Source organism: Micromonospora sp. CA-263727 (assembly GCF_050942455.1).
In the GTDB taxonomy this organism is placed as follows: domain Bacteria; phylum Actinomycetota; class Actinomycetes; order Mycobacteriales; family Micromonosporaceae; genus Micromonospora.
In genome coordinates this window covers 6,723,103-6,743,863 of the sequence record NZ_CP192031.1, presented here as the reverse complement: position 1 = coordinate 6,743,863, position 20,761 = coordinate 6,723,103, and the positions used below count along the sequence as shown (strand labels likewise).

Genomic DNA, 20,761 nt, shown 5'->3' with positions numbered 1-20,761 from the left:
TCGTGACGACACGGATCCCCTTGCCTTGATTTACGAGCGGATTGTTTCTGGTCCTCGCCGCCGCTTGCTCGGGACGTTCTTCACGCCTGGCCCCGTACTGGACTACATGCGTGGCATCGTCAAGAAGCTATCGCAGCCGGCCGTAGTCGCCGACCCGGGTGCAGGAGTGGGAGCTTTTACAGTAGCCGCCCTAAAGTGGTGGCCCAAAGCTGAGGTTCATGCTGTCGATGTCAATCTGGTAACCCTTGGCCTGCTGGCCGTCCGTCCTGACCTCGCTGGGCGTAGTCCAGGAAAGTCCCGCACAAGGCTTCGCGTGCGGCATGAAAACTTCCTTGAATGGCTCACTACGAAATGGCCAGATCTTAACGGCCCCAGGCTGTTGATGGGAAATCCGCCTTACACCAGACATCAGCAGATGAGTGCAACCGAAAAGGCTGCTGCACAAGCAGCGGTTGGCAGTCTTGCCCCCGGATTGCGATCAGGACTATCGACCTATTTCCTTGCCGCATCATTGGCGGCGTTAAAACCCTCAGATGCCTTGTGCCTTCTACTACCAGCAAATTGGCTCGAAGCGGACTACGCACGTCCCGTTAGGCAAAATCTGTGGTCCGTTGTCAAACGCCCAACCGAATTGCACCTTTTTCCGAATGATCTGAACGTCTTTCCGGGAGCCCAGGTAGCTGCCATGGTCCTCTACGTCGGGCCGGAAAGGAACCGACGTCAGCGGATGAAGGTCGTGCGGGTATCCGGCGATCTTGAATCGGGCTTCCGATCGACCACCGTGAACGAGATCGAACGAATTGGCCGAACGCCGGCTAGCTTCAGCCCTCGGAAACTCCTTGCTGTTCCTCAACCACTTCGCCTCGGCGCAATCGCGGATACACCGCTCGGCGTCCTCGCTACCGTTCGGCGAGGTGTAGCTACTGGGGCCAATTCGTTCTTCCTTCGAACGAGGTCCGAAGCGGACGATCTCCCCCCTAGCGCTTGCGTTCCCGCCATCAGCAAACTCCGCGACCTTGAGGGAGATTACCTAGACGACTTCGAGCACTCTCAGTTGAGTATGCGTGGTATACGCTGCTGGCTCCTGAATCTAGACGCCGACAGCATCAAGGATCCCAAGATTAAGAATCTTATCAACGAAGGCGAAAAGCTTTTAATCCACAAAAGGCACTTGTGTGACGTGCGCGATCCTTGGTACACAGTGGAGTCCATCTCTGTGCCTGACATCCTTGTCGGCCCTATGGGGAAAGAACATTTCCGAATCGTCGTAAACACCGTCGGAGCCATTCCCACAAACACCCTGTATGGACTGCGAATAAACCGCCGGTCAGAGCCGCTTCTCGCTGGCGCCATTGAGAGCCTCGCCGGCTGGCTGCGAAATGAAGAGGGTCAACAGGCAATGCGTGCCGCAGCGAGAAATCATCACGGCGATGGTCTCGTAAAGTTGGAGCCGGGAGCGCTAAAGCAGGTCCGCGTACCAGCGCACATTGTGGCTTCTCTGCCCGATTGACCATCCGATGCGGAGGATTGCGATTCCGAAGGAACGAACGATGATCTTCCCGGCCGATGATCGGTCGCTATAGCAACCATGATGGTCCGACGTGCAACTCAGAGAGCGTGCCCGCATCCACGTCGTCGCGCAACCGCACGGGCGCTAGTTAGCATCCTGCTCCGCGGCAAAAGATCGGAATTGGAGGTCGATCGATGCTGCGGTCGACTCGGCCTGACTCTGCGGTAGTCAAAGGGTGGATGCGGCTGGCAGTCGGCCGAGGATCGGCACCGTGCGAAATGCCTCGGCCCACGGGGAGTTGATGCGATGCCCGTGCAGGTGCCCGAGCGCTATGGCCATCGGTCCGAAGTGATCGAAGATGGGCTGAGATGCGTGTGCGCGGAGGCCGTCGAGCTTGGTGGACCAGTGGGCACTGACGTCGATGATGGTTGGCAGGTCGAGCGGGCGGCCGTACTGGTCGAGGTTGTTGTAGCCGTCGCTGTGGTAGACCCGCTTTGGATGGCCGGTGGTGATGACGACGTCGGGTAGCGCGCTGAGGACTACTTCGGCGCATCGGCGGTGTTCAGGATGGATGTCGTTGCTCGGGTGCGTGATGAGGACCTCTGGGCGGACCTCCCTGAGCATGGTGGCGACGGTCGGGACGGACATCTGGCCCATCAGGTGGAGGTCGGCCCCGAGGATGCGTGCGCCGGCTGCCGCCTCGGCGTCGCGGACGTCGTCGTGGTGTGGGACGGCTATGACGGCAGTTCCTCCGTCGTGAATGTGGCGGGCTATGGTGCCGCCGGCCCAGAGTTCGGCGTCGTCGGGGTGCGCCATGACGGTGAGCAGGACGTAGTTGGACATCACCACAGGCTCAGTGCCTCGACGACCTCCGCCGGTGCGGGCAGGTGTGGACTCCGCTCGCCGGTAGGGGCGACGGGAACGTCCAGCCCGTGGTTGAGGCGGATCATGTCGCGCCACTTTCGGGCGAGGTCTAGCTGTTCGCGAACGAGGCGGCCCCGGCCGGTGTCCAGGCGGTCGGAGGCAGCCAGCTCGTCGAGGGTGATGCCGTCGGCAAGAAGTGCGGCGGCGGTCTTGGCTCCGATGCCGTGGATGCCGGGGATGTTGTCGGCGGGGTCGCCGGTGAGCGCGCGGAAGTCGGCCCACTGGGCGGGTGTGACCTGGTGGCGGGCGTAGACGTCGGTGGGGTCGATGTACCGCTTACCGGGATGCATCTTGGTGTTGAGGACGCGGACGCGGTCGGTGACGAGTTGGTAGTAGTCGCGGTCGCGGGACATGATCACGATTTCGCGGGGTGGCGGGGTTCTGTGGGCGAGGGTGGCGATGACGTCGTCGGCTTCGGCGTGGTCGAGTTCGGTCCAGGCGATGTCGTGCTGGTCGAGGCCGCGTTTTACGTCTGGGAGGAATTGGATTGGGGCGAGGGCGGCTTCGTCGGTGGGTCGTTGGGCCTTGTAGCTGGGGTCGAGTTCTTTGCGGTCGCTGCCGCCGTACTGGCCGTCGAACACGACGATGACCTCGGGTTGGTGCGTGAGGTCGTCGCGGATGGCGACGCGGAGCAGGGCGAAGAACGCGAATACGCCGGTGAGTAGGCGGGTTTTGTCGCGGGAGCGGATTTCGGCGGGGAAGCCGAAGGTCGCGCCCCACAGTAGGTTGTGTCCGTCTACGAGCAGGAGCGGGCACGGTTCGGGTGCGGATGGCAGGACGGAGCCGCCCATCAGCTCACCACCTTCAAGAGTTGGTTAGCGACAAGGGCGGGCCAATAGTCCCGCGAGCGGTAGTACGCGGCCCGTGATGCTGCGGCGTAGCTTATCGGGTCGGTCAGCAGGCGTTGGGCGGCACGCCACAGGCCGCCGGGACGGGACCGGCGCGACACGATGACGCCGCCCCTGCCGATCAGGTGGGGCAAGTTCCCGACGTCGTAGGCGACGACGGGGGTGCTGGCGGCCATGGCTTCCAGCGCGACGAGCCCGAACGTTTCGGCGCGGGACGGGACGATCACGACGCTGGCACCGGCGAGCCAGGGCGAGACCTCGTGCCAGGCGAGGCCGGGCAGAAGGGTCACGCCGGGTGTCTCGGCGGCCAGGTCTCGGCATGTGCGGCGAACGTGTTCTTGGCTGCCGGCGGCTGGCTCGAACGGCGCGTCGGCGAGCGCGACCTCGATGGGCCGGTCGAGGACGGTGACCGTTTCGAGTAGTTCGGCGACGCCCTTTTCCGGGCCGAGCCTGGCAAGGATGCGAACGGGGCCGTTGGCCCGGAGGTGCTCGCGGTGGCTGTCGGCTTGGGGCTCGGGCGCGGTGAGCAGGGTGTTCGGCACGATGCTCCAGTTGCTGCTGTCGTAGCCGCGGGCTGCCGCCTCGGTCAGCACGGTGGCCGAGGGTGCGATGATCGCGTCCGGGTTGCGGGCCAGTGCCGCTCGGAGGTCTGCGTCGTGGCCGACGACGTGCGCGGCGAGGACGTTGCGGATGCCGGGGTGGGGCGGCATGACCCGGCCGAGTCCCCACAAGGCATCGACGCAGACGACGGCGCTTACCTGACGTCGCCGGAACAGCCGCCTCAGCTCTTCGCTGATTGCTGCGGCGGATGCGCCGATCGCCGTGCGCAGGGTGGCGTCGTCGCAAGGGAACCGCACGTCGAGGCTGCGCAGCCGCTCGATGGGCACTTTCCGGTAGACCATTGGCGCAGTCGGGTCGGCGGTCACGATGACGGCTTCGGCGTTGATCTGCTGGAGGCTGGTGGCGTGCGCGATGACCGCACGTTCCATCCCGGCCGGGGCATCGGGCCGCCAGGAGGCGAGGACGAACGCGATGGTCATGCGGTCTGCACGTGGCCGGGGATCGGCAGGTCTTCGATCGTTGTTTCGGCGGTAGGCGTTGGTTCCCAGGGGAACCAAACCCAGTCATCGACGGTCCAGACCCACAGGTCGGGGGAGATGGTGCTTCCGGCGTTGCGGCATAAGGACACGGTGGGCAGGGCCACCTCCGTGCCGAGGTATGCGGTGAGTTCGGGCGCCAGGGTGGCGAAGGTGGCACCCGTACCGCAGATGTCGTCAACGACCAGGACGGTGCCGCCAAGGCTGCGTGCGGCCACGCCGGTGGTGAGGGGGCTGAGGTCGTAGGTGACGATGCCGGTCGCTTCGGTGTAGGTGGCGTCGGTGGGGTTGTGCTTGGCATTGACGTGATAGCTCGGGACGTGCAGGAGTTCGCTGATGCCTCGTGCTGGTGCGAGACCGCCGTTGGCGATACCGATGGTGGCGGTGATAGGCCAGTGCCGCTGCCGGACGGAGTCGGCCAGTACCTCGATTGCCCGCTCGTATGCGTCGAGCTGGATGCGCAGAATCCGCTGCTGACGGAACGTGCGCGGCTGGGCAGGTGGTTGGTGCGCGGCTGGGGCGTTCACGGGGTACCTTCCCGGGGTGTGGGGGTGAGGTCAGTGGCGTTGCGCAGGGGGTGCAGGCCGCCGATGTTCAAGGCGTTGCTGTCGTTGCGCCAGGCTCGGCCGTCGGCGCGGATGACGGTGAAGTTGCCGGCGACGTCGCGGGTACGCAGCCGCATGTTGAGCCGGTCGGGAACGTCCAATGCGGCGAACAGCGCCAAGGCGTCGTCGTCGCTGAGCAGTTCGTCGGGCAGGTCGGTGCCGGCACCGATGGGCAGCATCTGCAGGGCGGTGAACCCGCAGGCCCCGAGCCCGGCGGCGAGGTCAACCATTTCTTGCAGGTAGCCAGCGGTGCGGCGCATGAGCACGGTCTGGATCTGTACGGGTACGCGCAGAGCAACCGCGGTGTGGATGCCGTCGACGGCTCTGGCGAAGCTGAGCGGTCCTCGGATGGCGTCATGGCGGGCCACGTCGGGGCCGTCGAGGCTGACCCGAATGGCGTCGGTACGCCCGGCCAGCTCGGCGGCACGTCGGGCCAGATGCCAGCCGTTGGTAGTGATGGAGACGGCGCTACGGCCCCCGCTCCGGATGATGTCCAGCAGCTTGGGCAGGTCCCGCAGTAGCAGCGGCTCACCGCCAGAGACGTCAACTCCGAGGACGTCGGCATCGGCAAGGACGTGGGCCAACCGGTGCCGATCAGTGGCCCCCGCCTCGCGAACGCTGATGTCGTCGAGGCATTGCGGGCAGTGCAGGTTGCATCGCACTATCGGCGACCAGCAGATGCTGTCCGGCGTGGAGCGGTCGAGGTCGCCGGGTGCAACGGGTGGCCAGCCGGTCACCGTGGCCTGGGCGAGGGTGATCCGGCCGCTACCGATCGAGGTGGGTGCGCGGTGGGTCATCCCAGATGCCGGGTCGTGGATGAGGTCGCCGTGGGCGGCGAAGTTTCGCATCATCGCAGGGTCTCTGCCTTCCGCAGAAGATTGTCGGCGCGATCGGCCAGGTCAGCGGCGCGGCTAGTGGGCGTCGGCTGCTCGCAGAGCTGCCGGTAGAGGGCGATTCGGGGTGCGACACCGGCGAGCTTGGCTGTCCACACGGCGGCAGGATCGGGCGGGTCGATGTGCCAACCTCGGGCTTGCCGCAGCGGAATGACGAGGCAGCCATGGCCGATGAGCGTTGCGCCGAGGTAGGTGTCTTCGGCGCCCCAGCCCGTGGCATCGAATCCGGGGTGGAAGCCGCCGACGTCCAGCACCGCGCGGCGAGGTGCGGCGACGAGGGCGGTCACGACCATGCGGGGCAGGTCCCAGTCGTAGTACGGGCGGCCGTTACCGAGGTCGAGGAAATCCCGGGTGTCGTGTAGCGGCCTGCCGACGAACGCCGCCGGGTAGACCTGGCCGGTGTAGAGCATCGGCACACCTGCCGGTGGGGTCCATCGCACTCGATGGTCCGCATCAAGGTCAGGTTCGCCGGGCGGCACGACGGGGTAGCCGTTGGCGTCGGGCAGGTACGGGATGTTGTTGCGGAAGCCGACGAGGACGGTGTCGTGCCGGGCTCGGGCGGCGATGTCGGCCAGGACGTGGTTCCGCAGGACCATGTCGGCGTCGAGGAACACGATCGTGTTGCCGGTGGCGAGATGAACTCCGACGTTGCGGGCCGCTCCCGCCCCCGAGCGGGTGTGGAGACGAACGGCCCGGTCGACGCGCGGGTGCGCGGCGAGCAGCTCGGTGGTGGCGTCGGTGGAGGCGTCGTCGACCGCGATCACCTCGACGGTCGCCGCGGTGTGCTGTCTCGCGAGCGCGTCGAGGACCGCCGGCAGGCTGTGGGCGGTGTCGCAGGCGGGGATGATGACGCTGAGCCGGGCGTCGGTGCCGAGTTGCGGTGGCGTGGGGGCGTGCCAGTCCAGGCCGGTGTGGTGGGTAAACGTCGTGGTGATGTGGCGGTGGTCGTTGGCGGTGGCGGCGAGCACTTCGTTGAGGGTGGCGGGCACGCTCACCACCCCCACGAGTCGAGGACCCTGGCGGCCTCGGGCCAGCCCGCGGCGTGGTCAGCGATCCAGTGGATACGCGGTCGGTGTGGATCGGCGAGGAGGTCGGCGAGCAGCACCAGATAGAGCGGTTCGGCGACGACGAGGATGTCGTCGGGAATGCGGTCTATGTGCAGGTCGGCTTGCAGCTGTGTTCTGACGCGCGGGCGCAGTGCGGCGGCGCGGGCCGGGTCGAGGGGACGGTCGTAGGTGTGTAGCCGGGTGTCGGCGGTGACGAGTCCGTGCTCGGCGGACAGGAACCGCACCCGGCTGCGCTGGTGCGGCAGGTGACCGAGCCGGGCACGCAGGTGCGGTACACAGCCACCGTCGTAGAGGTCGAGGGCAGGCAGCGGCGTAGCCGTGGGTGTCTTTTCCGCCGAGCAGCCGACGATGATCAACTCATCCCGATCAGCATGGGAAGTATGGGCCAGTTGCAGGCGTCGAAGGTTCATAGGGTGCGTACCGGCCGCACGGAGATGCCGGGGCTGCGGCGTTCGACGGGGGCGGTGTTGAGGAAGGTGGTGTGCGCGTACAGCGGCGGGGAGGCGTACGAGCCGCCGCGAATGATCTTTCCTCGGCCCATGGCGTTGCCGCTGGTCCATTCCCAGACGTTGCCGGCCAGGTCCAGCACACCGTGCGGCGCGGCACCCGCCGGGTACCGTCCGACCGGCTGTGCGGCACGTGGGGACTGTCCGGCCCCCGTAAGCAGGGCACGGTCAGGGGTCCACGGTTCGTCGCCCCACGGGTAGCGGCGGCGACTCGGTCCGGCGGCGATCCATTCCCACTCCACCGACGTGGGTAGGCGCCCGCCTGCTTCGGCGGCCAGGTGGACGGCTTCGTCGTAGCTAATGCCGGTGACCGGCAGGTCGGTGTCGCCGACACCACATTGCACGGCGGTCAGCGGCGTCTCCGCGACGAGGAGATCAGGCACCGGACGGGGTTTGCGGACGTCGCCGTAAAGGCAGGTACCGGCAGGGACGTGTACCCAGCGCACGGTACGGGGACCTGCGAGCGCTCCGGTGTACGTCATGGTCATCGGTAAGTTCCCTTATCCGTCGATGAGGAACAGGTCTTCGGTGTTGGTCTGATGCGGTGGCCGGACGCGGCTCTTACGCGGGTGCGGTCGCAGCTGCACCCCGGCCAAGGCGGCGGTGAGGGTCTCGAACGCGGTTACCGCGCTGGCCTCGTCCGTCGTGAAAATCAGGTAGTTGTCGGCGAACCGCACGACCGGCCAGCCGGTGAGCAGGGTGTCAACCTGGGACATGCGCAGGTGGAACAGCACCGGCCACAGGCCGCTGCCCGGAATGAGCGGCGTCGGTAACGCCTCGACGGCGCGGTGGAACAGCCGCAGGAATGAGCCGTCGGCGACGTGGGCGGCAAGCCAATTCACGAACTGTTCGGTGCTGCCGCCTGCCGAGGCACCGGCCACGTCGACATCGGCGACCCACTGCCGTCCCGCCGCCAGGTGCTGCTCGGCCTGCCGCAAGGCGGTGATCCGGTTGCGGCGCGGGCGGTACGCCGACACCCAGTCCGCCAGGACGTGGTGCTCGATGATCGGCTCGACTGCGCGCCGCATCGCCCGGTGCACGATGCGGTCCTCCACCGTCGGGATAACCGCCGGGAACACCTTGCCCGAATACGAGGTGATCTCCACGTGCCGTAACGGGGCCGGCTCCCACGTCCCCGTCTGTAGCCGGTCGGACAGCTCACCGAGACGCGCTCGCAGCCCGTTGCGGTAGCTGGCCCAGGTGAGGCCGTCAGCACCCGGTGCGGCGGCACGGCGCATGCACAGGCGGGCCGCCGCCACCAGGTGTGGCAGGTCCACCAGGTACGGCATGAGGGAGTGCGCCCGGGACTGCACAGGTGGGACCGGTTGGGATATCGTGGACTTCGCTTGGACGGCAGGAACGATCCCGCTGCCGACAATCTCTGGGCCGCTTTCCCACACGCGCGGCTCGTCACGGCGGGAACGACGGCCCCGTCCAAGCCCGGCCGACCGACGTGAGCCTGCTGATTCAGCGGCCACGGGTGTCCTCCCACAGCAACACGTGCAGGCGGCTGCTCAGGTGCCAGCCTCTGGCTAGGACCGCGTCCGCGATATCCCGCATCCCGGTCACGACTGCATCGCTGGTAGTGCCTTCGGGCATCACCCACACCGGGTCAAGCCCGAACCGATCCTTCAGCCGGGCGATCTCGTCCAGCTCCGCTGCGTTGTTGGCCACGAACTTGAACACGGCCCGGCCCGAGCCCGCCAGAGCCGACAGCGCGGCCGGGTTGATGCGCCGCTGACCGTCCCTCGACCCGGCGAAGCCGGACAGCTTCGGAGACACGTTGAACGCACTCACCGAGGCCGCCAGTGCCGGCAGGGGAACGACCGTGCCATTGGTTTCGATCTCTACCCGTCGCCCTGCCTCGGTGGCCGCCTTCACCACCGGCAGCAGCCGGTCCTGCTGCAACAGCGGCTCACCGCCGGTGATGACAATCAGCCTCGTTGGCTGCGCCAACACCCACCGGATGATCTCCTCGGGCGTGCGGTGGGTCGTGTGCGCGCGGAGATCAAACCGGGATGTATCCCAGGTGTATGGGGTGTCGCAGCGGGGGCAGGACAGGTTGCACCGCGACAGTCGCAGGAACAACGCCTGCTGACCGGTGCTCGGCCCTTCACCCTGCAAGGTCGGGCCGAATGTCTCCGCGACCAGCAACGGCCGCGCCGGCAGCGAAGGCGAGCCGGCGGGAAACGGCGGTACGGCGGACATAGACGGAGCGGTCATCGCAGGTCCGGCCCGTACTCGGCGAACGTGGACGCAGTTTCGGACACCCGGACCTTCTCCACCCGCACCGGCTCCGGTAGGCGCAGATGGTCGCGGCACCACTGGTAGAAGTAGGCGGCAAGATGCTCGCTCGTTGGTGGCACGTCCAGCACGGTGTTGAGATCACGGTGATCGAAGTGGTCACGAACATGCGCGCCGAACGGGCCGAGTTCGGCGAAGTCCACGACGAACCCGGGCCGCGTCAGCGTCCCATCAGTGACCAGGTGCACCTCGACGGTGTAGCTGTGGCCATGGACGCGCGCGCACTGGTGGCCTTCGGGCAGGTCGGGCAGCGAGTGGGCGGCCTCGAACCGGAATTGCTTGCCGATGCGGTACACCTAGCTCACCCCCGGTGCGGCGGCGTACTCGGTCGGGTCCGTAACGGCAGCCACCGCGAACGCCTCGCGCCGTTCGACGCACGTGCCGCAGGTGCCGCAGTGCCGCTCGCCGCCCTTGTAGCAGGACCACGTGTCAGCGAACGGCACGCCGATGGCGTCCCCGAGCCGGACGATGTCGGCCTTCGAGCACTCAATGAACGGCGCGACGACCCGAAACCCCGCAGACAGGAAGTCCTCGTTCGCCAGCCGAGCAGCCGACTCGTATGCGACGAGGAACGCCGGCCGGCAGTCCGGGTAGATCGGGTGGTCACCGGCGTGGGCACCAAACGCCACTGCGTCCGCGCCGACCGAAACGGCGCGCGCCACGGCCACATCGAGCATGATCGCGTTACGGTTCGGTACGACCGTGGCGCGCATCGACGCATCGGTGTAGTGCCCGTCCGGCACATCGACCTGGTCGTCAGTGAGGGCCGATCCTGACAGCACACCGACGATGCCGGTCAGGTCGACTACCAGGTGTGGCGCGTGCAGGGCGTCGGCCGTTCGCGCTGCGTAGTCCAGCTCGCGGCGGTGCCGCTGCCCGTAGTCGCACGACAGCAGCGTCACCGCCGACCCAGCCTGGTGCAGCGCGTACGCCAACACAGTGCTGTCCATGCCACCGGAGACGATGACGACGACGTGCGCGGGCACCGGAGTGACCAGCGGCAATGCGGAAGCGCTCACGGCCGCCACCCCTGCCCCGCCAGGCTGAGGAACTCCGACCGGAGCGTGGCATCACGTTCTAGCGCGCCGCGCCAGGTTGAGGTCACCGTTGAAGCGCCGCGTGCCTTGGCGCCGCGCAGCGTCATGCATAGGTGCTCTGCCTCGACGATCGCCCCCATGCCGCCGTGATCCGGGACCACCTGCTGCAGTCCATCGGCGATCTGTTGCGTGACGTTCTCCTGGACCTGCAACCCTCGTGTGGCGTGCGCCACCAGCCGCGCCAGCTTCGACAGCCCCAACAGCCGTGCCCTCGGGAGATATCCCACGGTCGCCGAGCCAACGAAGGGCAGCAGGTGATGGGCGCAGATCGCGGCGAACGGCACATCCCGCACGATGACGAAGCCCTGATGCTTCGCGTCGTTGACGAAATCCGTCGCCTCGAACGGCGCCGGCGTCAGCACCTCGCCGTACGACAGCACCATCCGTTCCGCGGTGCGCCGGAGATGCTCCACCTGCGTGTCGACGCCGAGCGCGATCAGCATTCGCTCAGCGGCGACTACCGCCGCGGCGACGTCTGCCCTCGCCACCTGGACGGGCGCAAGTGCTCGCGTTTCGATCACCGTCATGGGCCAGCTCCTTTGTGAAGGTCCGAGCGCTTCAGCGCTACGGAGTCCAAACATGGGTTCACGTTCGAGGCGTACTCCGTCGGCTCGACGATGAAGCCGCTGAGGTCGCCTGGAAGTTGTGTGCGTCGTGCCGGCCGCTGCAAGGAGGTGTTCGGGGGTGGCCGGCGGCAGGGGACGGGGGTGCCCGCTGCCGCCGGCCACGGAGGACCGGTCGCCGCCCCTCCCCAGGTTCGGCGGCCGGTCAGCTCATCACCGGTCTACGACTGCCCGGTGGGTGTCATAGGCGGTGGACGTGCAGGGCGTCAGCTCTGCTGTGTGGGTCTCATATGCCTTTGCGGGCATGAATCACCCGGCGTTCGAAGCAGCCGAGGAGTACGTGGGGGTTGGTCATGAGGGCGACGAACCGGTCGAGGTTCGGGTCGGTGAGGCCCGCGTCGGTCAGGGTGGGACGGAGACGTTGGGCAGTTTCTGCTAGGAGGCGACATCCGGGGCCGCCACCTGCCCACGTCTCGCTGGCGGTGCGGGCGCAGATCTGCGTCATGCGATTGCCGGCTAGCAGTGCGTCGACGGCGACGCCCCAGGTCCCGCCGTCGGCGTTGGTGATGGTGTTGTGGATCTGCGTCATCGCGGTGTGGATCAGGTGACCATCGGTGTCGCTGTCGGTAGCTCGATACGTGCGAGGTGGGGTGGGTGTGATGTCGGCGAGGACGAGCCAACCGCCGGGACGCAGCCGGCTGATCATCTGCTCCAGCACGCTTGCGTGGTTGGTCAGCGGGCCGTCGAGCCAGCGGGCGACGACGAAGTTGTAGCTGTCGGGTTCGCCAGGCAACTCGTCGTGGTTCAGGTCTCGGTGGTAAACGTCGATGACGGATGTTGGGTTTGAGGCCGCTGGTGTCGTTGTCGACGGCGCTGATGGTGCCGTACGGACCGACGAGACGAGCCAGGCGGGCGGTGATCTCGCCGGTGCCGGCGCCGATTTCCAGGACGCGGTGGCCGGGGCGGATGTCGAAGCGGTCCAACTCGGTGCTGATGATCGGGTTGAGGAGGCCGTCGAGCAGCCCGGACAAGGTGGCGCGCAGCGTGCTCGTCATCGGGGTTCTCCTTCCTTCGATACGGATGCGGTGTGTGCGCGAGGTCGCGGGATCAGCGTCGGGGCCGTGGCGGCGGTGAGGTCCGCTACAAAAGCGTCGATCTGTCGGCGGGTGACGCCGGGCATGCAGATGACGTGGCTGATGTCGCCGTCGGTGGCGAGGAGCCACTTTTGGCGTACGGGTTCGGGTGGGGTGGGTAGGACGACGGTGAAGGCGTGGGGGTGTCGCCAGGCGGGCCAGCCGGCGGTGGTGAGTCGGTCGACGGTGTAGGCGGCCAGGCGTCGGGATTCGCTGATCCGCCATCGGTGGCCTTCGCGGCCGTAGGTGGCGATGGCGTGCCACAGCAGGGCGGCGGCCAGGCCGCAGCGGGAGCCGCTGATGGTGGTGTCGAGGGTGTCGGTGTAGATGATGTGACTGCCGTGGGTGCGGATGTGGTTCCGGATGAGGACGACTCCGCAGGGTGTGGGTACGCCGAAGAACTTGTGGCCGGAGACGGCGATGCTGTCGATGCCGCTGGTGGTGTCGAGGTGGAGGCGGCCGTCGAGGGCGAGGGGGATGCCGGAGAGGGCGGCGTCGACGTGCAGGTGTCCGCCGGGGGTGTGCGAAGCCAGGATGGTGCTGATCTGGGTGGTGTCGTCCACGGCTTCGGTCATGGTGGTGCCGGCGGTGGCGACCACGATCGCGGGCCGGGTGGGGCGTCGCCGGATCTGGGCGGCGAGGTGCGTGTAGTCCATCTCGCCGTCGCTGCGGGCCCTGACGGCGACCGCTCGCGCGCCGATGATGTCGAGGATTTTGGGGATGGAGTAGTGGGCGGCGGTCGAGTGGTAGACGACCGCGCGGGGGTGGCGGCGGTGAGCGGCGTGTAGGGCGGCGAGGTTGCCTTCGGTGCCGCCGCTGGTCACGTAGCCCCACCGGTCGTCGGCGGGCATGGCCAGGGTTTCGGCGACCCAGGCGACGACGGCCCGCTCCAAGGTTTTGGTGTGGGCCGCCCCGCCGGGGTCGGTCGCCGGGTCGCCGATGTTGTTCCACAGCCGCCGGCCGAGGCGGGCGACGATCTCGCTGTGGTCGAGGTCCACGGCACCGGGGAAACCGATACTCGTTGCTGCGGCGGCGTCGGCCTGGTCGACGAGTTGCTGGAGCACGGCTGGGACGTCGATCTCTACCCGGCTCAAGTCCGCGGCGGTGGTGAGGTCGGTTACGGGACTGGTGGTCACGCCGGCCGCCAGGGAGGTAGGTAGTCGGTGAGGACGCCGTGCAGGGTGTCGAGTTGTGCCCACATCTGCCGGGTGTTGTCGTCGCCCTGCTCGGTCAGGTTCGCGTACCGGTTGTGGTAGGTGGTCCGGTCCGGGTCGAGGGTCTTGGAGCAGCGGATCCCGGTGTCGCCGATGGGCCGGTTCCGGTTCTGGTCCACATACAGGGCGGTGTCGTCGGTCAGCAGGGCGTAGCACTGGCCTCGCAGGTCGAACATCGACATCCTGCCGCCGAGCGGTTGGTCACGGACCTGCCGGGCGACCGGGTACCAGGGCCCCATCTCGGAGTCCAGCGTGCTCACCGCGGCACCGATGTACCGGGCGGAGGAGGGCAGGGCCATGTCCCCACCGTTGACCAGCGAGTTCTCCGGCCCGAGCGGATCCCACCTGCGTCCCGCCCTTGCGGCGCGGGTGATGTTGTCCCACGCGATGTCGGCGAGATCGACCAGGACCCGGTGCAGGTCATCCGACTCGGGCGAGGACAGAAACAGGCGGGTGGCGACCTTCAACTCGAACCCGTACGGCTGGTGGCCAGCGGGCACGACGTAGAGCAGCCCGATGCCATGCGGGCCGAGTGCGTTGCTGCGGTCGAGTCGCTCGAAGGCCGCCAACACGTGCCCGACGTTGGCACGCTGGAGCCGGAACCCGACCTGTCTCCGCAGGTGCGCCCACCGACGCAACTCCTCCGTCACCAGCTCGTCGGCCAGCTGCTGACCGCAGGGGCCGGGTGAGTCCGCAGACGAGCCGACCGACGCTGCCAGAGACCCAGAGCCCGGCATCGGGCCGTACGGGCTCGGCACGGACGTACGGGACGCGACCGGTGCCGATGGTGCCTCAGAGTGAGATTGGTCGGCGAGGATGCGCGGTGGCCCGTAGCCCGGTGGTGCATGGGCCTCCGGCCTCGGGTATGCGGTACCGGAGTGGCCCACCGAGGGGTGTTCCGGTCGCCAGCGAGGGTCCAGGGGGTCGTAGTGCCGGCCTGGCGGCGGTGCCGGGTGAGTCATCATCCTCTCCCCCGTTTCAGATCGAAACATTGACGTTGTCCGGGACGGCGTGGGTTTTCGGCGTGCCGCGACCGATGCCGGCGTACACCTGCGGGCGGAACCGGCGCAGGTGCCCGGCCCACATCCCGCCCCCGGCGGCAGTCGCGACGATGATCACGGGTAGGAGGAACGGGTACGGCGACCCGGGTACGGCACCGAGCAGGGATCCGACGTTGCCGACCATCAGGCCGAGCACCACCGACCCGCCGATCAGCCCCAGTACCGGCGCACCCCGGTACGACCATCGCCACGCCCCCGGACCCCGCACGTCCTTCGACGCCGCACACGCAGCGACGGAGGCGGCGAACAGCAGGCACAGCAGGCCAAGCGCGCCGAGCGTCGACAGCCACGTGAACATCACCGCCACCGGATCGGCTCCGGCCGCCGCGAACGCGGCCACCACCAGCGCCGCGATACCGGTCTGGGTCAGCGACCCGCCGCGCGGCGCGCTGACCCGGGTGGCGCTGTCGGCGTACGCGAGGCCGGCGGGAAGGACGTGTTCGCGGGCCATCGCGAACACATACCTGGCGATCACGGAGTGGAACGCGAGCATCGAGGTGACGATCGCGAAGATCAGCATGACGTCGGCGAGGGCAGCCCACCCGCTGCCGAGACGTTCCAGGGCCGAGAACGGCATGCCGGCCGTCGGGTCGGCGGCGGCGTCGGCGACCTGGGCAGGGCCGACCGCCACGGCCATCGCCCACGCCGCGATCGAGTAGACCGCCCCGAGGACCATCACTCCGGCGATGCTGGCGCGGGTGATCGACCGCCGGTCGATGGCCTCCTCGGCGAACGAGCCCGGCGCGTCGATGCCCATGAACGCGGCCACACACAACGCGACCGCCCCACCGATGCCGCTGACCGCCAACCCGGATGCCTCGAACCCCGCCCACGACAGCCCGCCGTCTGCCGGCTGCGACAGGGCACCGGCCACGAACACCGCCACGATCAGCAGCGACACGGCCAACACCGCGACCAGAACCCGAATGGACAGCACGATCGCCCGCACACCCAACGCGCCGACCGCCGTCAGGGTGAGACCCGCCCACACCCACCACGCGCCACCCAACGCGCCGGCGAGAGTCGCACCGACCAGCCCGTACAGGCTGATCTGGATGCTGTTGTAGGCCAGCAACGCGACCATCCCACCCGCGACCCCCCACCGCCGGCCCAGACCATGGGCGAGGATGCCGTAGTACGCCGCCGGATGACCCACCTGGCGGGCCATCGCCGTGTACCCGACCGCCAACAACGCCACCGTCGCCGCGACGAGCACGAACGTCAACGGCAGCGCTGTCACCCCAGTCGTCGCATACGTCGCCGGGATACCCCCGGCGAGAACCACCATCGGCGCCGAGGCCGCCGCCCCGAAAGCCCACAACCCGAACGGACTCAACGTCCGCCGCGCCAACGCCACCTGCACCGTCACCGCGACCCCCGCTCCGGCGAGTCCGGGCACCACGACCGTCGACAGCCACCCACCGGATGCCGCTCCACATCGACAGCGTTGGCCGGCACCACGTACACCGCGGTCGGCCGCACCGGCCCATGGCGCCAGAAGCTTCGGTCGCGGGCGAGACACCGCTCAGCCACGCCCTGGTCAGGCGTGAACCCGAACAGATCGTGGCTACCACCCGGCCACTCCCGCCGGATCGCGTAGCCCCACACGAACGCCGCCGACGTTCCGTCCTGCACATTTGGCACGGAGCCACCAGGACCTGCCAAACCCAACTGCGCGGACAACCACCGCCTTACGCTGCGCCTTTGCAGGGCGGATGTGGTGACGGGGTCGGTGGCTGTGGTCAGCATGAGAAAGCTCTCCTCCGAGAGATCTGGGTATGACGAGGTGGCCTGCCGGCCGGCGGTGCGCTGCCAGCAGGTGATCAACGTGACGTCGAAGCGGGCCCGTTCAGGGAGACCGCGAGGATGCCGTCAGCAGCACCGCGCCACGAAACGGCGTCGCCGACCGCCAGGCACGAGCCCGGCGCGGCAGCTCGTCACCGCTCGCCTCGCCGTGTCGCCCGCCGTGGGCTGGTGGACGCCACATGCGCCACAGCACCGGACCACCCGGCTCCAGCATGATCGGCGACCGAGGCACGTAACCGAGCCGGCCCAGCAGCCCCTCCCGAGGACGGTCAGTGCTGACCTCCACATACGACGGCAACCCCGCCACGTCCACACGACGGTGGTAGCCCGCCACCACCGCGCTCCCCACTCCGCCCTGACCACCAGCGGCGACCGCCAGGTGCGCAAGGTAGTAATGCGCCGTGTGCGGGTACACCGCGTCGACGTAGGCGTGCAGCAGACCGAACCGCGCAGCGTGCCCGCCGAGCACCCGATGCAGCTCGAACATCCACGCCGGAGATGTCGGCGGTCGCGCAGGGCGCGAGTACCAGATCGCGACGGCAGCACGATCGCTGGTCGTATCGACCTGGCCATGGGCCAACCCCTGCGCCACGACGAACCGCGCGTACCGCTGCAACACCCCTGGGCGTTCGGCCGCATCGGGCACCAGCCAGGCACCCAACCGCTGGCTCAATAGCGCGTCCGCCAACAGCACGGACAGGGCGGCAGCATCGTCGCCGGTCGCGCGACGGACAGCAGACTCCACCAGCCGCATCTCAACTCCCCGAAGAATGTTTGACGCCGTCACCTGGTTGTGGGGGTGACGGTGGTGTCCGGTCTTCGCACCGCCGTGGCATCACTGGTCAGGCTCGCTCGCCACGGACGATGATCTCGACGAGTAGGACGTTCATCTTTGATCAACGCTCCTTCCCACCGAGGGCGGGTCAACATGCACAGACCCTCCTGACTGTCGAGAATATATTCTCGACAGTCAGAGTTGCATTCTCTTGCAGGGGTGTCAATCTTCTGATGTAACTTCGCGTCCCCAACTGACCACACCGGTCGGCGCTCCAGCAGCCATGCCGGGGCTCTAGGCGAGGTCGCGGGCGCGGAGGTGGTCGATGACGCTCCAGAGACCGTCCAAGGAGGAACTCATGCCCCGGCCCATCGGCCCGACGATCCCGAGATGGCAACTTGGCGAGCAACTCAGCACGCTGCGAGAGCGGATACGCGTGCCGCAGAGCCAGATCGCCGACCGGCTCGGCTGCTCGATCAGCAAGATCCAAAAAATCGAAGCTGGCGAAGTTGGTGTAGTCCGTGCCGAACTTGAGGCGATGCTCGCCACATATGAGGTCACCGACCAGCAGCTACGGGCCGAGCTGTTCGCCTTGCAGAAGCTCGGCAAGCAGCGCGGCTGGTGGTCGAAGTTCGGCGCGGTTCCCGCGCCGTTCGCAACGTTCCTGGGCATCGAGAGCGCGGCAACCAAGATCAGAGCCTACGAGCCCATGGTCATCCACGGCCTCCTCCAGACCGAGGACTACGCCCGCGCCATCGCCGGCACCGTCGCCCTTCTCTCCGACGACGATCAACGCGAGCGACAGGTGAGGATCCGAATGGAACGACAGGAGAAGGTCCTCAGCGACGACCCTCCAGAAGTCTGGGCCATCCTGGATGAGACGGTCCTACGCCGAGAAGTCGGCGGCTCCGGTGTCATGGCCGCGCAGCTGCGGCACCTCCTGGTGCTACCCCAGTGGATCACCGTGCAGGTCGTACCGTTTGGCAACGGAGGGTATCCCGGAACCCGCGGCGCGATGACCATCTTCGAGTTCGACGAACGACTTCACAGCCCAGTCGTCTACGTGGAGTGCCAGGCCGGGAACCTCTACCTGGAGAAGGACGACGACTTACGCCGCTGTAACCTTGCGTTCAACCACATGAGCGCCTCTGCCCTCAGCAAGCAGGAGTCCGCCCGGATGATTGAGGTCGTGGCCCGCCAGTACGAAGATCCGGCGAGGAGTGAACGGTGAGCCCCGATCTGTCCCGCGCCCACTGGCGCAAAAGCAGTCGCTCCCAAGACAACGGTGGATGCGTCGAGGTCGCTACCAACCTCTGCCCCCTGGTTGCCGTGCGAGACTCAAAGGATCCAGGTGGCCCCGCACTGGTCTTCAGCAGCGAACCGTGGGACCACTTCGTTGCAAGCGTTGGCGCCGAAGCCCTCAGGCGCCGCTGATGGTACGGGTCATGGCGCACCTAACCCGTCGATGACATGCATATATTCGCCCTTGACGCGCGCGCATCCCGCCCCAGGTGAGGAGCTGCGCCCACGAGGGTCAATCAAGTCGAATATTGCGAATTTTCCGGCTGGGTGCAAGCATCCCTTGCAGGCGCGCTGCCCTGCGCGCGGCGAGGGAGAGGGGCAAGAGATCGTGCAACTCGAGTTCATTCGCAAGTGGAGCAACAGCGGTACAGGCAACTGCCCGGCCCTATATCGTGCCGAGAACGGCAACTACGTCGTGCAAGGCTGGCAGCTGGACGAGGCGACCCGCGCCCAGCTCCGGGACCTGGGCGAGAACGAAACGGCCGTCGAAGTTCCCGCTGACGTCATCGCCGGCATCCTGGCCCGGGATTTCTAAAGATGGCTGAGCAGCTCACCGGCGACGATTTCAACAGATTGTTTCGCTACTTCACGTCAACCGCGTTCCGACTAGAGGTCCAGCCGGCATATGAGGTGGCCGAGGAACGGCAGTCGATCGAAGAATTCCTCGCCGGTGAGCCTCGGCCTGTGACTGAGTTTCCTTTTTATGCGGCGTGGTTGGATCAGATCCGGTCCGTTACGGCAGAAGGACGACGGGTGGAGCGAGTCCGAATTCTCGACGAGCCGCCGACCGACTACCAGCGTTGGGAAATATGGAGCGGCTGTTACAACTCCACAGCAGGCGAGACCATTCGTTACATGACCCGATCTCAAGCCGAAGAAGTCGGGATTCCCATTGACCATGACTGGTGGCTTTTCGACTCACAGCGCGTTGCCGTCATGCGATTTAGTGATCGAGGTGAGCCCCTGGGTGGCGAAATAATCGAGGAACCAGCTATCGTGGCACAGCACAACGAGTGGTGGCATCTCGCCGTGCAGAACAGCGCCGCAATATCAGCGGCCTAACTAATCAAGACATAACTCCCTGAGAAAGTAACGTTTCTTGGCAATGGATTCAATTGAGGACTGGCTCCGGCGGCCCGGTGGGCTGGCGGGGCATCTTCGCGAGCTTCGTCGCCGCGCCGGACTTACCGGAGCGGAGATGGCCAGGCAACTCGGCTGGACCCAATCCAAGGTCTCAAAGATCGAGACCGGCAAGCAGATGCCAACGGACGAGGACCTGTCTGGCTGGATGGAGGCGTGTCAGGCAAACGAGCCTGCCAGAATCACACTCACGACGCTTCTCGCCGAAGCCCAAGGGCTACACCAGGAGTGGAAGCAGCAGGTCAGACTCGGTCAGACCACGATCCAGCAGAACTATGATGCGCTCGTCAGCAAGGCAAGCAGTATCCGCAATACCGAGATCATCTACATTCCGGGGCTCCTACAGACGCCACGGTACGCTCGAAGTCGGATCGAGGAAGGCGTACGGCTTCATGGTGCCGATCCCGCCGAGGTGGAGTCAGCCACGGCTCGTCGGATGTCGCGGCAGCAGGTGCTATACGACACGTCGAAAACGTTTGAGTTCGTCATCACCGAAGCCGCTCTCCGTCTCCTGTTGTGTTCGCCACGAGACATGCTTGCGCAACTCGACCGGCTCCTCAACATCATTGACATGCCTCACATCACGCTCGGGATCATTCCATTTGGCCGGCAGTTGGCTACCGCACCGCAGAACTCGTTCCTCTTGCTGGGCAACGACCTCGCCATCGTTGAAACCTTCATTGGGGAATACATGTTCCACGGCGATGAGGCATCCGCGTACTCGACGACGATGGACCGGCTTCAGGCGGACGCCGTTTACGACAAAGAGGCTCACGAAGTCATCCGTGGCGCCATGACGCATCTCCGCTCGATCCTGTAGCCGCATTATCGTCTATCTGGCCACGACGGCATTCTTCTGAACGCGACCTCACTGAAACAGATGCCCGAATGCGACATCTGCACGCCTGTCGATGTT

The 20,761-nt window shown here is 66.8% G+C and carries 24 protein-coding genes and 1 pseudogene; 6 read left to right on the top strand and 19 right to left on the bottom strand.

Annotated features, from left to right (window positions below; translation table 11 throughout):
• Positions 1 to 106: 106 nt before the first annotated feature.
• On the top strand, positions 107 to 1,510 hold the full coding sequence (locus ACQPYA_RS29715) for an Eco57I restriction-modification methylase domain-containing protein (RefSeq protein ID WP_433530303.1): 1,404 nt from the start codon (positions 107 to 109) through the stop codon (positions 1,508 to 1,510).
• Between the two features lie 228 nt (positions 1,511 to 1,738).
• Here ACQPYA_RS29715 and ACQPYA_RS29710 read toward each other — a convergent pair whose 3' ends face one another.
• The 19 genes and pseudogenes from ACQPYA_RS29710 to ACQPYA_RS29620 all read right to left on the bottom strand — a co-directional run bounded on the left by ACQPYA_RS29710 (position 1,739) and on the right by ACQPYA_RS29620 (position 17,382).
• Positions 1,739 to 2,353, bottom strand: a complete 615-nt coding sequence (locus ACQPYA_RS29710) for a PIG-L deacetylase family protein (protein ID WP_433530302.1) — start codon at positions 2,351 to 2,353, stop codon at positions 1,739 to 1,741.
• Positions 2,353 to 3,225 carry a 5'-3' exonuclease gene (locus tag ACQPYA_RS29705; RefSeq protein ID WP_433530301.1) on the bottom strand — a complete coding sequence of 291 codons (873 nt, stop codon included), beginning with the start codon at positions 3,223 to 3,225 and terminating at the stop codon, positions 2,353 to 2,355. Before ACQPYA_RS29705 ends, ACQPYA_RS29710 begins: the two co-directional genes overlap by 1 nt.
• Entirely contained in the window at positions 3,225 to 4,322 is a 1,098-nt protein-coding gene (locus ACQPYA_RS29700) for a glycosyltransferase family 4 protein (protein WP_433530300.1), read from the bottom strand. The genes ACQPYA_RS29705 and ACQPYA_RS29700 overlap by 1 nt, the downstream gene beginning before the upstream one ends.
• Positions 4,319 to 4,906, bottom strand: coding sequence for a phosphoribosyltransferase (locus ACQPYA_RS29695; protein WP_433530299.1), 588 nt, complete (start codon positions 4,904 to 4,906; stop codon positions 4,319 to 4,321). Before ACQPYA_RS29695 ends, ACQPYA_RS29700 begins: the two co-directional genes overlap by 4 nt.
• Positions 4,903 to 5,835, bottom strand: a complete 933-nt coding sequence (locus ACQPYA_RS29690) for a radical SAM protein (protein ID WP_433530298.1) — start codon at positions 5,833 to 5,835, stop codon at positions 4,903 to 4,905. Before ACQPYA_RS29690 ends, ACQPYA_RS29695 begins: the two co-directional genes overlap by 4 nt.
• Positions 5,832 to 6,866: a glycosyltransferase family 2 protein gene (locus ACQPYA_RS29685; RefSeq protein WP_433530297.1), complete on the bottom strand. Its 1,035-nt coding sequence runs from the start codon at positions 6,864 to 6,866 to the stop codon at positions 5,832 to 5,834. The genes ACQPYA_RS29690 and ACQPYA_RS29685 overlap by 4 nt, the downstream gene beginning before the upstream one ends.
• A gap of 2 nt (positions 6,867 to 6,868) precedes the next feature.
• Entirely contained in the window at positions 6,869 to 7,354 is a 486-nt protein-coding gene (locus tag ACQPYA_RS29680; protein WP_433530296.1) for a DUF6884 domain-containing protein, read from the bottom strand.
• A complete protein-coding gene (locus ACQPYA_RS29675; protein WP_433530295.1) occupies positions 7,351 to 7,833 on the bottom strand; it encodes a formylglycine-generating enzyme family protein in 483 nt (160 codons plus the stop codon). Before ACQPYA_RS29675 ends, ACQPYA_RS29680 begins: the two co-directional genes overlap by 4 nt.
• 117 nt (positions 7,834 to 7,950) lie before the next feature.
• On the bottom strand, positions 7,951 to 8,739 hold the full coding sequence (locus ACQPYA_RS29670; RefSeq protein WP_433530294.1) for a reverse transcriptase domain-containing protein: 789 nt from the start codon (positions 8,737 to 8,739) through the stop codon (positions 7,951 to 7,953).
• 178 nt (positions 8,740 to 8,917) lie between these two features.
• Positions 8,918 to 9,658, bottom strand: a complete 741-nt coding sequence (locus tag ACQPYA_RS29665) for a 7-carboxy-7-deazaguanine synthase QueE (RefSeq protein ID WP_433530293.1) — start codon at positions 9,656 to 9,658, stop codon at positions 8,918 to 8,920.
• 11 nt (positions 9,659 to 9,669) lie between these two features.
• A complete protein-coding gene (locus tag ACQPYA_RS29660; protein ID WP_433530292.1) occupies positions 9,670 to 10,050 on the bottom strand; it encodes a 6-pyruvoyl trahydropterin synthase family protein in 381 nt (126 codons plus the stop codon).
• On the bottom strand, positions 10,051 to 10,782 hold the full coding sequence (queC, locus tag ACQPYA_RS29655) for a 7-cyano-7-deazaguanine synthase QueC (RefSeq protein ID WP_433530291.1): 732 nt from the start codon (positions 10,780 to 10,782) through the stop codon (positions 10,051 to 10,053). It abuts the gene before it with no gap.
• Positions 10,770 to 11,378 carry a GTP cyclohydrolase I gene (gene folE, locus ACQPYA_RS29650; protein WP_433530290.1) on the bottom strand — a complete coding sequence of 203 codons (609 nt, stop codon included), beginning with the start codon at positions 11,376 to 11,378 and terminating at the stop codon, positions 10,770 to 10,772. Before folE ends, queC begins: the two co-directional genes overlap by 13 nt.
• A gap of 322 nt (positions 11,379 to 11,700) precedes the next feature.
• Positions 11,701 to 12,207 carry a hypothetical protein gene (locus tag ACQPYA_RS29645; protein ID WP_433533726.1) on the bottom strand — a complete coding sequence of 169 codons (507 nt, stop codon included), beginning with the start codon at positions 12,205 to 12,207 and terminating at the stop codon, positions 11,701 to 11,703.
• Positions 12,208 to 12,331: 124 nt separating this feature from the next.
• Positions 12,332 to 12,469: pseudogene (locus ACQPYA_RS29640) on the bottom strand (hypothetical protein); the annotation flags it as partial.
• Positions 12,466 to 13,683 (bottom strand): histidine decarboxylase, encoded by a 1,218-nt coding sequence (locus ACQPYA_RS29635; RefSeq protein WP_433530289.1) that lies wholly within the window; start codon positions 13,681 to 13,683, stop codon positions 12,466 to 12,468. The gene ACQPYA_RS29635 and the pseudogene ACQPYA_RS29640, both read right to left, overlap by 4 nt.
• Positions 13,680 to 14,411, bottom strand: a complete 732-nt coding sequence (locus ACQPYA_RS29630; RefSeq protein WP_433530288.1) for a hypothetical protein — start codon at positions 14,409 to 14,411, stop codon at positions 13,680 to 13,682. The genes ACQPYA_RS29635 and ACQPYA_RS29630 overlap by 4 nt, the downstream gene beginning before the upstream one ends.
• A gap of 328 nt (positions 14,412 to 14,739) precedes the next feature.
• A complete protein-coding gene (locus ACQPYA_RS29625) occupies positions 14,740 to 16,185 on the bottom strand; it encodes an APC family permease (protein WP_433533682.1) in 1,446 nt (481 codons plus the stop codon).
• A gap of 486 nt (positions 16,186 to 16,671) precedes the next feature.
• Positions 16,672 to 17,382: an N-acetyltransferase gene (locus ACQPYA_RS29620; protein WP_433530287.1), complete on the bottom strand. Its 711-nt coding sequence runs from the start codon at positions 17,380 to 17,382 to the stop codon at positions 16,672 to 16,674.
• 379 nt (positions 17,383 to 17,761) lie between these two features.
• Here ACQPYA_RS29620 and ACQPYA_RS29615 point away from each other — a divergent pair, with 379 nt between their 5' ends.
• The 5 genes from ACQPYA_RS29615 (at position 17,762) to ACQPYA_RS29595 (ending at position 20,665) form a co-directional block, all read left to right on the top strand.
• Positions 17,762 to 18,634, top strand: a complete 873-nt coding sequence (locus tag ACQPYA_RS29615; RefSeq protein WP_433530286.1) for a helix-turn-helix domain-containing protein — start codon at positions 17,762 to 17,764, stop codon at positions 18,632 to 18,634.
• Complete coding sequence (locus ACQPYA_RS29610) at positions 18,631 to 18,837, top strand: DUF397 domain-containing protein (protein ID WP_433530285.1); 207 nt, start codon at positions 18,631 to 18,633, stop codon at positions 18,835 to 18,837. The genes ACQPYA_RS29615 and ACQPYA_RS29610 overlap by 4 nt, the downstream gene beginning before the upstream one ends.
• Before the next feature lie 196 nt (positions 18,838 to 19,033).
• Positions 19,034 to 19,240 carry a hypothetical protein gene (locus ACQPYA_RS29605; protein WP_433530284.1) on the top strand — a complete coding sequence of 69 codons (207 nt, stop codon included), beginning with the start codon at positions 19,034 to 19,036 and terminating at the stop codon, positions 19,238 to 19,240.
• Positions 19,241 to 19,242: 2 nt separating this feature from the next.
• Complete coding sequence (locus tag ACQPYA_RS29600; RefSeq protein ID WP_433530283.1) at positions 19,243 to 19,767, top strand: DUF6879 family protein; 525 nt, start codon at positions 19,243 to 19,245, stop codon at positions 19,765 to 19,767.
• Positions 19,768 to 19,810: 43 nt separating this feature from the next.
• On the top strand, positions 19,811 to 20,665 hold the full coding sequence (locus ACQPYA_RS29595; RefSeq protein ID WP_433530282.1) for a helix-turn-helix domain-containing protein: 855 nt from the start codon (positions 19,811 to 19,813) through the stop codon (positions 20,663 to 20,665).
• Positions 20,666 to 20,761: the final 96 nt, after the last annotated feature.